General features: G+C 40.0%; 9 protein-coding genes. 5 read left to right on the top strand and 4 right to left on the bottom strand.

The genetic code is table 11. The annotated features are described in order from the left end of the window. Nucleotides 1-27 precede the first annotated feature (27 nt). Nucleotides 28-588 carry a shikimate kinase gene (locus AC504W_RS22980; protein WP_494874523.1) on the top strand — a complete coding sequence of 187 codons (561 nt, stop codon included), beginning with the start codon at nucleotides 28-30 and terminating at the stop codon, nucleotides 586-588. A 59-nt stretch (nucleotides 589-647) separates the two neighbouring features. Here the strand turns inward: AC504W_RS22980 and AC504W_RS22985 are convergent, their stop codons facing one another. The 3 genes from AC504W_RS22985 to AC504W_RS22995 form a co-directional block, all read right to left on the bottom strand. Then, nucleotides 648-1,031, bottom strand: a complete 384-nt coding sequence (locus tag AC504W_RS22985) for a hypothetical protein (protein WP_494879434.1) — start codon at nucleotides 1,029-1,031, stop codon at nucleotides 648-650. A 31-nt stretch (nucleotides 1,032-1,062) separates the two neighbouring features. After that, entirely contained in the window at nucleotides 1,063-3,210 is a 2,148-nt protein-coding gene (locus AC504W_RS22990) for a P-loop NTPase (RefSeq protein ID WP_494879435.1), read from the bottom strand. Nucleotides 3,211-3,347: 137 nt separating this feature from the next. Beyond that, on the bottom strand, nucleotides 3,348-6,824 hold the full coding sequence (locus AC504W_RS22995; protein WP_494874525.1) for a DUF7379 domain-containing protein: 3,477 nt from the start codon (nucleotides 6,822-6,824) through the stop codon (nucleotides 3,348-3,350). Between the two features lie 379 nt (nucleotides 6,825-7,203). Between AC504W_RS22995 and argB the strand changes: the two genes are divergently transcribed. Beyond that, complete coding sequence (gene argB / locus AC504W_RS23000; protein ID WP_494874526.1) at nucleotides 7,204-8,097, top strand: acetylglutamate kinase; 894 nt, start codon at nucleotides 7,204-7,206, stop codon at nucleotides 8,095-8,097. A gap of 86 nt (nucleotides 8,098-8,183) precedes the next feature. On the opposite strand, the gene AC504W_RS23005 is transcribed toward argB, so the two are convergent. Then, a complete protein-coding gene (locus AC504W_RS23005; protein ID WP_494874527.1) occupies nucleotides 8,184-8,639 on the bottom strand; it encodes a hypothetical protein in 456 nt (151 codons plus the stop codon). A gap of 151 nt (nucleotides 8,640-8,790) precedes the next feature. On the opposite strand from AC504W_RS23005, the gene AC504W_RS23010 reads away from it, so the two are divergent. The 3 genes from AC504W_RS23010 to AC504W_RS23020 all read left to right on the top strand — a co-directional run bounded on the left by AC504W_RS23010 (nucleotide 8,791) and on the right by AC504W_RS23020 (nucleotide 13,477). Further along, nucleotides 8,791-9,321 (top strand): hypothetical protein, encoded by a 531-nt coding sequence (locus tag AC504W_RS23010; protein ID WP_494874528.1) that lies wholly within the window; start codon nucleotides 8,791-8,793, stop codon nucleotides 9,319-9,321. Nucleotides 9,322-9,482: 161 nt separating this feature from the next. Beyond that, nucleotides 9,483-10,361 (top strand): DUF3153 domain-containing protein, encoded by an 879-nt coding sequence (locus tag AC504W_RS23015; protein ID WP_494874529.1) that lies wholly within the window; start codon nucleotides 9,483-9,485, stop codon nucleotides 10,359-10,361. Nucleotides 10,362-10,678: 317 nt separating this feature from the next. Beyond that, nucleotides 10,679-13,477, top strand: coding sequence for a cation-translocating P-type ATPase (locus AC504W_RS23020; RefSeq protein WP_494874530.1), 2,799 nt, complete (start codon nucleotides 10,679-10,681; stop codon nucleotides 13,475-13,477). The last annotated feature ends 7 nt before the right edge of the window (nucleotides 13,478-13,484 follow it).

Raw genomic sequence — 13,484 nt, forward strand, 5'->3', positions numbered from 1 at the left:
TGAGAATTTACTGGAGTAAAGGGACTGGTGAGCAGCTTATTGCGGGGAGTCAGCCTGTACTTAATTGGGATGATGGGCGCTGGGAAAACAACAGTAGGGCGGTTATTAGCACAGCAATTGGGTTATGGATTTGTTGATACGGATGATGTGATTGCTCAAGCCACAGGTAGATCCATCACTCAGTTATTTGCTGAAGAAGGGGAAGCAGCATTCCGCCAGTTAGAAAGTGATGTTTTAGCACAAGTTAGCGCCCATATTAATTTAACAGTAGCTACAGGCGGCGGAATTGTGCTGCGGCGAGAAAATTGGAGTTACTTGCGTCACGGTTTAATAGTGTGGCTAGATGTGCCAGTAGAACTACTCTACAATCGTTTAGCTGAAGATACTACACGACCACTGCTGCAAGATCCTGATCCGCGAGGTAAATTGCGATCGCTCCTCGAACAACGCCAACCACTTTACTCTCAAGCTGATTTGCACATTATGGTACATGAAGGGGAAACACCAGAGCAAATCGCTAACAGAGTCATGGAAGCAATTCCTAGCGTACTGAAAAATAATACATCTCACCAGCACAAAGAAAATTGAGCGATCGCCACCCTATATGTATCTCTGCTGGTTCTAAATTGTGTTTTTTAAGTATTTGATTATTCGGGTATACCTAACGCTTGCTTCAAATTCTCAAATGTTAATTCATTTAATTGTTCGAGCAATTCCTCTACGCCTGCGTCACTATTTTGGTGCATCTTCTCAAAGAAACTTTGATTAACTTTATTAAATCCAGTTTGAAGATTTTTAAATAGTGTTTTCAATGCTTTTGGCTCAAGTTTAGCAACAGTAATACCATTGTCTCTAGCGCGGTCAATATTTTTATTTAGGTACTCTATTGCTTTCATCTTCTGTTTATCTTCAGGGTCTTTGTTAAACTTAACTCCTGGAGCAATTTTTAATCCAAGTTGTGCTGACGCACCTAATGCTTGTGCATAAACATCACCAGAATTTTTACATAAGCCATCAAAAGCAAGTCCCACAGTCGAGAGGTAAATCATGATGCTTTCACCATCAAGTACAGGATCTTGTACTCTTAGCTAAGGCAAACTCACATAGACATACAGAATTTACATAGTTATTGGTTTCGTATTCTGCCAAAGCCCATGTATGATAAACTTTTCTATCCTTTTTTTCTAAAGTGCATTTTCGGAAGATATCTACAGCTTTATCACTTCTACCATTGTCACGACAAAGTTGAGCCAAATTAGTAAGAAGGTGTTCGTCTATGTTTTCTGAGTACAAATCATCAGCAATTCTAATTGCTAAATCAATTCTTTTAGGTTCGTTATTAGCAAAGTGACCTGGAAAGTTATATTGCCAGTTATGTATCTCTTGCCCTTTTCTGTCAATGACAGTACCTAGCAATTTCTGAGCAGATGTAGCTAATCTAGGATATATTTTATCCTCAAAATCTATTGAGTAAGGAGAGTGCGACATAAGCTCATAGACAACCTCTGCTATACTTCGCTGACGTGTTAAAATCGGCTGTTTCTCCTTTTCGGGCAAAATAATTTCATTGCCAAGCTCTTCTAGAATATCTGAACGTAACTGAGTTAGTTTATAGTTAATAGCCTTAGCTAAGACATGTGGTTTTAAATAACTGAGTCCTTCTTTGTGCATTGCTACTATGCAAGCATAGGCATCTAGAATTAATTGATATTTTGGTTTTTTCTTAATATCTGTCAGTATTTTTTTTAGTCGCCATTGTACTCCTTCCTCTACAGTTTTATTTTCACAAATCCGCAGCATAGCTGCTAAATAAAATCTTTCAGTGTCTGATTTCTGTTCTTCCAGTAATTTATGGATAAGATTAGCTTCATCCTCATCTTGATATTCTAATTTGCCTGCTGCTTTCCAAGCTCTGATAATTTTTTTTGCTTCTTCGTCTGTCAATTCACCCATTTCTTGTGGAGCTTCCAGATGCTTTTCCCAACAGTTCCGCTCTCCGCCCCCTAGTTTTTCGCCATAAGTTTTCCACACAGTATCTCGACAGCAAAGTAAAAACTCAATATCTCGACGACCTAAAGATTCACAGCATAGGTTATAAATTATTTTAATCAGTTGTGTAGAAGGATCATCAAAAACTATCAACCATTTCTCTTGAATATTTGATAGAGGTAATTGCCCTAAAAGAATCTTAAAGTGTTCAAGGTTTTTTGGGTCATCTGCTTCCCACCAAATAATGCGAAAATTAGAGCTAGTCTCAGGCTTAACTAAGCAACAAACAGTCTGACGTAATACAGTTGATTTACCTTCGCATCCAGGGCCAAGTAACAACGTCACACGTAATCCAGACTTTGATCTGTTTAAGAAACCTACCAATTTATTTACCATATCGCGACGTGGAATCTTTTCATCCATTGCTTCTGGCCAGCCTGGTTCGTACACATCAAAAAATCTGGCTCTTAAATCGTCAGTAATTTTCTTAGCTTCTTCGTCAAGAAACTCTGCTGTGATTTCAATCAATCCATAATTCTTGAGACTTTCAGGTAGAGGCTCCCTAGCTGCTTTAGCTGTAAGCGATGGTGAAGGTTTTAATTGAGTTGGAGATGGCTGGGAAGTCTCTGTTGTTTCATCAATATCACGCTTGTTGATTAACCGTGGAGTTAGGTGTTCTCCAAGACCTGCAATCTGAATTTCACTGCAACCGTGTTCAAATGCCACCTCAAATGATTTCCCAGATCCTAGAGCAGATAGAGCAGAGTAAAAACCTCTCGCAAATTTAATGGCAGCTTCATCTGAAATCGCATTTTCCATACCTATCACATAATAGTTGACGTGTTGCGCGATCGCTTCGGCCTGTATTTTCGAGTGACAGCTGTTAAGAACAACACACTCCACACTTGGAAATAGCTTGAATAATCTTGCTAATGCTTGTGCATCGACAGTCTTTGACTGATTAGTTTTATCATCGAAAAATACTAGACCTTCATCTTCCACACCATGCCCAGAAAAATGAACAATCTGTGGCTTGATCTGAAGCATTTGCGATTGAATCTCGCTAACTTGCACTGCTAAATTTTGCTGGAAGTCAAATTTGCTGCGATATTTAGATTTTTGCAATTCTTCCCGAATGGCCTTTACTTCTTCTGTTAAACGCAGTGATGGTGTATTTTGAGGACTTGCTGCTAAAAATAAGATTATTCTTTTTTTAACCATTTTGATATTTTTTGCTGAGTCAGCAGCCGGAGTAAATTGTGGGTATTTTATACATTTTGTCCCAAAAACATGGATTTGAGTCCAGGGATTGATGGAAAAATCATGTTCTCGTGGTTTTGAGAGTCCTGACTCATTGTTTATTCATTTGAGATTTCGGAATTTTCACACAGGGCTGTTACTAATGCCTCTAAGCCATGTTGGCTAGTGAAGTAGGTGAGATGATCGCAAGCTGTGTCTGGCAAAATAATTCTGGGTTGGGGTGTACGGTTTTCACTGACACTTTTAATACTTTCTAGTGTCACTGCTATATCGTTTGGTTGTTGAAGAAATACCAAATCTACTACACCATCTACAGTTGAGCCAAACAGTTTTTGTATCAGTCGCTGTATCTGGCTGGATTGTCTTCCAGGTTCAGTTTGTAATGCTTCTGGTCGAATCGAGCGATCGCCTGCAATGATGGTATATTTAACGCCAGGGTCAGGATTTGTAGCGAGGCTTTGGATAAAAGAACTTTCGGGATTCATCTGATCCAAAGCGCGATCGTTTAATTCTAAAAATGCGACTAATGCAGCAATAATTTTTGTCGGCCAAATGACTAAGGAAAGTTGATTCAATCCAATACCCAGAAATGCGAAAGCCAAATCTTGAATGTTAGGCCAAGGAGAACCTGCATTCGGTGTACCTAACATAACCAAGTGTTGTACTATTTGATTTCCCCCTTGTCTTTCAATAAAAGTGCGGGAAATTAAACCACCCATTGAATGAGCAACAATATGTAATTGTTTTCTGTGGTTGGCTCCTAACCCAATTTCTGCTAATCTTTGTTTGAGTAATTTAGCGTTTTCTTCAATTGTGGTATGCAGATTTTCATAGTCGCAGGCTAACACTAAATCATATTTATCTCTTAGGGTTCTCTGTTGTCCATTTTCTATCAATCTTGCTTCTTTAACACTGGTGACTAAACTTTTTGTATCACCGATGATGCCATGAATATAGAGTAAAATTTTTTCAGATGCTTCGACTTTGGTTTTAATGATTTCTTGATTGTCCTCATAAGACACATATCCATTTGATGAAACTTCTACTACTCTCACAAGTGGATAGGAAAAATCTTTGCCTACAGTTTGATAAAGCAGTTTTTGAAAAAGTATCTTAATTGAACCTTGTAAACTCCGACTATCTATTGTTGGCTGAGGTAAGCGTTCTAAGACGATTTCTGTTTTGCCATTGACTAATTTGGCTTTACCCAAGGGTAGGAAAAACTCTCCATCATACGCAATTGGCAATATATGTTCGTTTGGTGTTATTGATGTGCTAACTACTATTGTGATGGGATTTTCTGGTGTGACATCTGCGTAATTTTCGACATCAGTTACTTCTAAAACGTTTAATCTTTCAGGACTGCGAGTAGTATTGAATTCAAATGGTTGAGCCAAGTTTGGGTCTTGGAGGAGAATAGACGGCAATAATTTGCTATTTACATATCGACTACTGGGAGGCAAAGAACTGAGGCTAAATTTTCCCTTAAAACTTGCATGTCCATGTAGTTGGACACCATGAAATATGGTAGTATTTTCTGACTCTTTTATTTCCACTCCAACTGGTGGTTTAATTATAGAAATCTTAATTTCCTGAGTCATCCAGTTATCAATATAAGTATCTGGATCTTCCGTCTGACGAGTATATACTTTGTTGATTAAACGGTTGATAGTTCCTGATAAACCGAGAGAACGACGTGTAGGAGGTGGAGAATCAAATCCTGGTTGTTGCAGCAAACTCGCATCAAATTCTCTCGTACTAACAATTAATTTGAAAACTGAATTATAGTCAGTAATTCCACTATTTAAGTAAGTTCTAGGAATGACTAAATTTAATCTTTTACCCTTAACGGTGTGACCATCACTGTCTCTTGGAGGTAAACGTAAACTCCTCATCTCTATAAAAAATTTAGGAATCTCTACTGCATAATTTCCTGCTAATTCGATTATCTGAAAATATAAGTCTTGTTCGCTGTGATTCGTAACTTGTATTTCTATTTGTGGAGGTTCTAGCCTGTTATTTCTCAAGGTGTATTCTCCCCGCATCTCGGAAATTTCCTGTTGTGAGGAATATTGTTGATTTCCAGAAGTAATAATCACTTCCATCTCTACCTCTCTAGCTTTAATTTGACTAGTAGGTGGAGTTTTCATTTCTAAAATATTTGTCCAACGCGCTATATTCTCTAAACGTCTGATGATTTGTTCTGCACGTTGTCTAGTATATGCTTGCGTATCTGGTATTTCGGGAACAGCTGCAACTAAGGGATGTTTATCAGCAGCTTCTAAAATCCAGTATTGACCGTTAGTAGCTTCTACATAATAATTGGCATTTTCCGATGATTCTGCTTCTCGAACAAATAAGGAAGCTGAGAGTGCTGGACGAGCTAATTCTATACCTGCATCATCACCTTGAAAATATACTTGCAACTGCGGTAAAGGCACATCTGTAACAACTGCCCAATAAGGTTCATCTTGAGATAAGTTGGCGTTATTGTCGTTTAATTCAACTTTGCTAATTTCCGTTTCTACATGAGTGATTGTAGCTTGACAAATTGCATCAGAAATTTGACGCAACTGTTCTGATGTGCTGGCTTGGGGAAAAATAGCTAATAAAGTTTGTCCTTCGGTAATGGGACGAATACCATGTAAGATACCACCGTCAATCTTCCAACTATGATAAGTTTCGCTGTCATAAGTTAGGGTAAAGTAGTTTGCACATTCACCGATCGCACCCCCTAAAAAAATTTGCCTTAAATCTTCTGGTGCTGCTTCTATTTGCGGTGACTGCTCGTTAATTTTACCAGTGATTAAGGCGTTAATATCTCGGACTAAATTTGTATATGATAAATTACTATCAGTCCGTTGCAATGCTTCTGTTAAAAAGTAAGAAAAAGCACCATAGCGTTTATTATCTTTGCCTGTATATTCTTTTGCTGTTTGATGGGAACGACAAGCCGCGATCGCAATATGTCTTGGTAGCTGATAATTATTACTTAAGCGGTAATTTAGCCATTCTGCTGGAAAAATAAATTCGGTTAAATTTCTGAGTCGTCTATCTCCAGGCGTTTGACGTTCTGTAACTTCTGGCGCTCTTGTTGCTGTGCCAGAATGACAACAATCCAAAACAATTAAAATATGTGGATTTTTCTTTGCTACCTGTTCAATTAAATAGTTTAATTCTTTATCTGCTAAATCTCGACTTCCTTCTGTTCGGCTGTCATAGCAAACCAATGTTTCAAGTTTACGGTCTGATTGTATAGTCCAAAAAACTTCTGGTGCTGGTTCAAAAGAACCATGACCTGCATAATAAAACAATACAACATCTTCACTACCAGCATTGCATAGATGTTGCTGAAATCCATCAATAATTGCTTGACGTGTTGCCAGTTCATTTGTTAGCTTCCAAGGAGATTTAGCGTCTTCTACTAATTCCCAATGATCTGCACTAGCAATTCGGTTACGTAAATATGTTTCTATTGCTTCGATATCATTGACGCAACCATTTAAGGCACTAACTCCTTGAGAATCAGGATGGTAATTATTAATACCAACTAGTAAAGCATAAATTCTAGGCATAGATACTTATCTCATATATGTATTTATAACCGTAAATTAGATCACGGTCAGTTACCTGTTATTTTTTGAAACTGGGTGTAAAGTTTTGTTTTCAGGAAAATTTAAGAGGTTTCAACACATATATCTCTTCTGTAACCTTGATAGGACTTACGCAACGCCGATAATGTTATTGTGACTGGAACGGAGTGTAGGGAAGCAATTCCATCATTAGGGGGGATTACTTCCCTATCCCTCGTAATGACGGAGTTATGTTATTTTTGTGTAAGTCCTGCTTGACTTAAAGCCGTGAATTTTCGTTTTCACCCGTCAGCCCTAACAGAGAGATTGTGACCAGTGAAAAAGTCTTCTACACTGACTGCATAAGTTTTAAATCTCAACCATGATGGTCAACGATATTGAGTATATCAGGCAAGCTGAAGCTACTCGTGTGCGGGTACTTAGCGAAGCACTACCTTACATTCAACAATTTGCTGGACGCACTGTAGTTGTTAAATATGGTGGTGCAGCGATGAAAGACAGCACCCTCAAGGATAAGGTGATCCGCGATATTGTTTTTTTATCTTGTGTTGGCTTGCGCCCAATTCTTGTGCATGGAGGTGGCCCCGAAATCAATAGTTGGTTAGATAAATTAGGCATAGAAGCCCAATTTAAAAATGGTTTGCGAGTTACCGACGCGCCCACAATGGATGTGGTGGAAATGGTTTTAGTCGGTCGAGTGAATAAAGAGATTGTGTCTTTGATTAACCAAGCTGGTGGTATGGCTGTGGGACTATGTGGTAAAGATGGTAATTTAATTACTGCCCGTCCCCAAGGTCAAGAAGGCATCGGCTTTGTGGGGGAAGTCAGCGGTGTTAATATCAAAATTTTAGAAACCCTTTCGAGCAATGGCTATATTCCGGTAGTGTCGAGTGTCGCTGCTGATGAGACGGGACAGGCTTATAACATTAACGCAGATACTGTTGCTGGAGAAATCGCTGCGGCGCTGGGGGCAGAAAAGTTAATTTTGCTTACCGATACGAGAGGGATTTTAAAAGATTATAAAGATCCGTCTACGTTGATTCCGAAAGTAGATATTCGGGAAGCACGAGAACTGATTGTGAGTGGTGTAGTCAGTGGGGGGATGATTCCCAAAGTTAATTGTTGCGTGCGATCGCTCGCCCAAGGAGTCCGAGCTTCACACATTATCGATGGTCGGATTCCCCACGCCCTTTTACTCGAAATTTTTACCGATGTTGGGATTGGGACAATGATTTTGGGTTCGCAGTTTATTTAACTTTTTTGTCCTTTGTCATTTGTCCTATGTTCTTTGGCTTAACAAATGACTAATGACTAATGACTAATGACAAAGGACTAACGTCATTACCAAGGACTTCTGATGATTACCCGCGATCGCCCTCTAAATGGTGTCCGCTGCCAGGAATTATTGATGATTACTGGATTGACTATGGTTGAATCCTTAATAATGGGATTGATTAAAGTCGGGTTTACCAGTGTGGAATTATTGAACATGTTATGCCTAACTTGAGGATAATAATCAGGATAGATAGTGCTGGGATAGATAGCCTTGGGGTAGATAGGCTGGGGGTAGATAGGCCCACTCGGTAATAATCCTGTTGAGGGATCTACGGGCATGGGTGTGGGAATCGGACTACCATAAATAAATGAACCAACAGCAGGTGGCTGACTCACACCAAATGGATTGCTGCGATCAATCACAATATATTGTGCTGAAGCTGGAGCAATTGCGGTACTCATCAATACCAGAGTAATTCCTGCTCCTAGCCAATTGAGTTGAGATAGCTTGATACTTACCATATTTTGCTCACCTGCATTGAATAATTAGGGGTTTTTACAGATGACTACTAGTTAAAATTTTAAAAGTTTATTTACTGGAAGAGAGCCAGCTTTTGAAAAGATTACAAAAAGATTACTGGCATTGGCAAAATTAAAGCAGTGCTGATTTAGTATGCAAGAAGTGAGTGAACAAAGTTTAGAAATTGCCAGAAAGCGTTACCAAGCCGGGAGACTTGCCTTTGAAAATGGGCAATATCGAGAAGCTGTCGAAAATTTGGAAAAGGCCAGCGCCTTGTTAGTTCGCAATTCCCGCCTAGGGGGCGAAGTGGAAATTTGGCTAGTAACAGCTTATGAAGCTGCCGGCAGAAATGAAGAAGCGATCGCGCTTTGCAAACAACTCCAACGACATCCCCACTCAGAAACTAACAAACAAGCTCGGCGATTGCTTTACATTCTACAAGCACCAAAGCTGAAACGACCAAGCGAATGGATGACCGAAATTCCAGATTTAGGTGCGTTGTCAGATAATGAATCCAAAGTGCGTATTGCTGCTAATCCCCCCAAATCTTCAGCCAAGAAAAAACCTGCTGAAACCGAATTTGTTGATCTTAGTCAAGTGAATACCAAAGATAATCGCTTTATTTGGGTAGCGATAACAGCTATTGGATTAATTATCTCATACTTAACTTGGTTGGCTTTTTAAAGTACTTCTAGTAAAAATAAAAAGTCAAGATTAGTTAAGTTATTTGACTAAATCCCATGAATAAGGATAAAGGATGAAAAAAGGGAAAAAATAAAATAGGAAATTAAAATTTCCTCCTTTGCACTTTATCCTTAATCGACTTTTCTAGGAGAAATACAGTGATGAATTTTTCTAAGTTGGGAAAGATGTTGATGTGGTTAATTCGACCATTAGGCTTGTTCAACTTAAATATAGGACGCAGTGGAAACAAGCTTTTTGCTACTCGCAAGCCTTTGCTGTGGCTAGTCGTGTTAACATCCTTATTGCTATCTGGTTGCGTTAAGTATGATGTTGGCGTGAACTTTAACCACTCCAATAGCGGCGAACTAGTGCAGCATATTAAATTAGGTGAACGACTCACTAGTTTTAGTGGTGATTATATATATGCCTGGTTAGATAGTATAGAAAGCCGTACCCGTAAACTGGAAGGTAAAGTCCGCAGAATTTCTCAAGAAGAAGTGATAGTGACAATTCCCTTTAGTAATGGTCAAGAATTACAAACTAAATTTAATGAGTTTTTTAATTCTCATAACAATCAAAAAGTAGCAGCTACAACCAGCGAAACTGATTCTGAATTACCCAAGATTGAATCAAATTTGCTGTTATTCCAGAATAATTTTTTACTGTTAGTTCGGAATCGATTAATTTATGATTTAGACTTGCGATCGCTGTCCTTAATTGCCAGCAAAGGTAACGTTCTCGCAGATACAGGTGCAATCCTTGATTTGGAATTTAGCTTAAACACCCCGTGGGGTGCGAAAAATATTCAACTCACCGAAAATGCTGTTGAACCAGAAAAACAAGGGAATCAACTGCTATGGCGACTCCAACCCGGTGAACTCAACCATATAGAAGTCGTCTTTTGGCTACCTAGTCCTCTGGGTATTGGTGCTTTGTTAATTGTTTTGTTCGTGTGGGGTGGACTGTACCTCAGATATACTTTTATGCCAGATCCCCGAATTCAGTTTGCGCCACAGCCAACTGCTACAGAATCTCAGTAGCAATAGCTGAAGCTAACTGGACTTTGCCTCGAATTACAACTGATCAAGGGGCAACTTTACGACTAGTACAACAACGTTGTACTAGTCGTAAAACACCAAAAGTCTGTTCAATGGTCTAAATTACTTCGAGGTAAACCTTCAACCTTGTAACAATGAAACAGTCCAGACGAATAAATTATAAAAAAATCTTTCAACAAAAGCGCGATCGCATTTGCATATAATTTTTCTTGCAAAAGTCCTCTTAGACAGATGAACAGGTGTAAACTCTGCATCTAAGATACGAAAACTAAATTGCTCCTGAGACCAGGAACGGGTTTATGATGAATGCAAATTCTCATATTTGGACACTGACACCTACAGATGTCTACAAAACTCTCACAACTACTCCCCAAGGTATCAGCGAAGCAGAAGCTAATTTAAGATTAAAACAATCTGGTTATAACGAACTTCCTGAACCGCAAACACGCCCGTTAATTCTGCGTTTTATTGACCAATTAACGCATTTTATGGCGTTGCTGTTGTGGGTGGCAGGGATTTTAGCTTTTATTTCCCAAACACCGGAATTAGGCTGGGCAATTTGGGCAGTTATCTGGATTAATGCTATTTTTAGTTTTTGGCAAGAGTTTCAAGCCGAAAAAGCTTTATCAGCCCTGAAAAAAATCTTACCTTCTCAAGCCAAAGTTTATCGGGATGACAAATTAACTGTGATTCCTACCCGTGAACTAGTTAGCGGCGATGTGATGCAGTTAGAAGAAGGTGATAAAATCTCCGCAGATGCCAGACTTGTAGAAAGTCAATCTTTATATGTAGATGTCTCTATCCTCACCGGAGAATCTTTACCAGTTCCCCGCATTAGCGAACCTGTCACCGCACTCAATATTCATGCTTCCGAAGCCAGTAACTTAGTATTTGCAGGTTCTAGCGTTGCTTCTGGTCGGGGACTGGCGGTGGTATACGCTACAGGTACTCATACAGAATTTGGTCAAGTCGCCCATCTCACCGCCAATGTGCAGCGAGAAGCCAGTACTTTAGAAGTGCAGATTTCCAGAGTAGTTCACATCATTACCCTCATCGCTTTGAGTATGGGTGTGGTGATATTTCTCCTAACTAAGTTGCTGGTGGGAATGCAACTACGCGAAAGTTTCATTTTTGCCATTGGGATTATTGTGGCATTTGTCCCCGAAGGCTTACTTCCTACCGTGAGTTTAGCTTTAGCCATTGGTGTCAGGCGTATGGCAAAAAAGAATGCTTTAGTGCGGCGTTTATCTGCGGTGGAAACTCTCAGTGCAACAACGGTAATTTGCACCGACAAAACTGGGACTTTGACGAAAAACGAAATGACTGTCCGCCAATTGTGGGTTCCCAATACGCAAATTGATGTGACTGGCGTAGGTTATGAACCTAAAGGAGAAGTCGAAATTCCCTCTCCTGAATATGAATTTCAGGCGCAGTTAATGTTGGCTGGTGCGGCGCTTTGTTCTAATGCGCGGTTAAATCATCCCCCTAATTCTAATCAATGGCAAGCAGTCGGCGATCCGACAGAAGCAGCGTTATTAGTAGCCGCAATTAAAGCTGGTTTGAATTTGGAAGGTTTGCAACACCAAGCACCCAGAATTCGGGAAATCCCGTTTGATTCTCATCGCCGGATGATGACGGTTTTGCTAGAAGGAAAATTGCCGCTGGCAAATATGGAAAATTCTCAGTGTCTCATTTTTACCAAAGGCGCACCATTAGATGTATTGCAACATTCGCGGTATTTATGGCACAAGGAAGAAAAGCAGGAACTAACAGAAACCCAGCGCGAGGAAATTGTTGCAGCGAATGATCAACTAGCAAGTCAAGGTTATCGCGTTCTGGGAGTTGCCACAAGACAAGGTAGTGCAGAATTAAACCAGCCAGATGATCTGTTGGAACAAGATTTGACTTTTTTAGGATTGGTAGCGATGATTGACCCACCGCGCCCAGAAGTTGCCGATGCGATCGCTCTTTGTCATCGTGCCGGAATTCAGGTGACAATGATTACAGGTGATTATGGGTTAACCGCAGCTGCGATCGCGCAACGCATTGGTTTAGTTAATGGCAAAGTTAGAACCATCACAGGTGAACAATTAGGACATCTTTCAGATACACAATTACGGCAAATCCTCCACAAGCACAAAACTGGGTTAGTATTTGCCAGAGTCATGCCAGAACAAAAACTCAGGTTAGTCGAAGCATACAAAACCCTTGGTCATGTCGTCGCTGTGACTGGCGATGGTGTCAACGATGCCCCTGCTTTACGCGCTGCAAATATCGGCATCGCAATGGGAATGAGTGGTACAGATGTTGCCCGTGAAGCTGCGGATATTGTTCTCATCGATGATAATTTTGCGACCATCGTCTCTGCTATTGAACAGGGTAGGGCAGTGTATCAAAACATCCGCAAATTTATGACTTATATTCTCGCCTCTAACATGGCAGAGTTTCTCCCCTTCCTCGCAATGGTGTTTCTGAAAATCCCACCAGCTTTGTTAATTTTGCAAATCTTAGCCATTGACTTAGGCACAGATATGATTCCTGCACTAGCATTAGGTGCAGAAAAACCAGAAACTGGTTCAATGGAATTACCACCCCGCAAAAAATCCCAAGCACTGTTAGATAAACCCTTACTACTGCGTGCTTACTGCTTTTTAGGACTCCTGGAAGGTTTAGCCGGAATGGCAGGATTTTTCTTTGTGTGGTGGACGAATGGTTATAACATTCCCCAATTACAAGCCATCAGTCCCAGCATTTTATCTCACTCAGCCAGTGCAGCCACAATGGCGATTTATCACCAAGCCACAACCATGACTTTAGCCGTAATTGTCGCTTGTCAAGATGGAAACGTTTTCGCCTGTCGTTCCGAACGCTTTTCTATTTTGCGCTTGGGCTTTTTCACCAACCGCTTAATTTGGATAGGAATTGCTGTGGAATGGTTCCTCATTCTCTCAATTATTTATTCTCCTACCCTGCAAACAATCTTCTCAACTGCACCTTTACAACCTTCTTACTGGTTGATATTGCTATTTTGTCCGCCATTCATATTAATAGCCGACGAATTACGAAAGCGAATTATAGTCAAAATTAACCATCACTAGATTTAGC

The organism is Nostoc sp. C96 (assembly GCF_059384975.1).